This is a genomic window from Rhodococcus sp. EPR-147 (assembly GCF_001647185.1).
Taxonomy (GTDB): Bacteria; Actinomycetota; Actinomycetes; order Mycobacteriales; family Mycobacteriaceae; genus Rhodococcoides.
Map to the genome: position 1 here is coordinate 1 of NZ_LVCU01000540.1, position 649 is coordinate 649.

2 pseudogenes are annotated in these 649 nt (G+C 64.9%); both read right to left on the minus strand.

What is annotated here, in order from left to right:
• Positions 1–313: pseudogene (locus A2J02_RS23850) on the minus strand (GGDEF domain-containing protein); the annotation flags it as partial.
• A gap of 78 nt (positions 314–391) precedes the next feature.
• Positions 392–649: pseudogene (locus tag A2J02_RS28845) on the minus strand (Rv1355c family protein); the annotation flags it as partial.

Here is a 649-nt window from a genome sequence, read left to right on the forward strand (position 1 = left end):
GCGTTCCTGCCGGATCCGCGATCAGGTAGGCACTGATCGCGACTCCGGTCATACCCCCGAAACCCAGGACCGCGAATTGGCGTTCGCTCAACCGCCCCACCCTGGCGGCGAAAAGCACGGTGACTGCAGTAAACGTCAGCACGGCGATGAGAACCGGAAGTGCGTTCGGCCGTAGGAATGTCGGTGACAGCAGCGCAATGGCCAACAGCGGCACCGCACCGGTGGCGCTCGCGATGACTGCGGCCGTGCGGGTGTCGAGCCGTGATCGCCAGAAGTTCGTGCGCCGACGAGGCGACTGGTCGATCACGTTCATCGAATGATTCCTCGGATCAGGGTTGGGCGAACCCCACAAACAGTATCTGTCGGAGCTCCTCGCCGGTGGTGCGCCCGCTCACACGTTTGCAGGACCGGCGGCAGGGTCGAGGCCGGTGCGTACCAATCCATCCAGATCGATCCGCCGCCGACCTGAAGGGAGTGGTTCGCCGCGGCCGAATGCCCTCACGGCAGCGGTTACAGCGGCACCCCCTAGTGCGACGTCTCCGCCGAGCTGGGGCCACGTCGAGAGCGTGCGCCCGATCTCCGGCACCGACGCAATCATTCGAGGGGTCAGCTTGCTCGGTTCGAGCAACGTCGCTGCAATTGTGCTCTT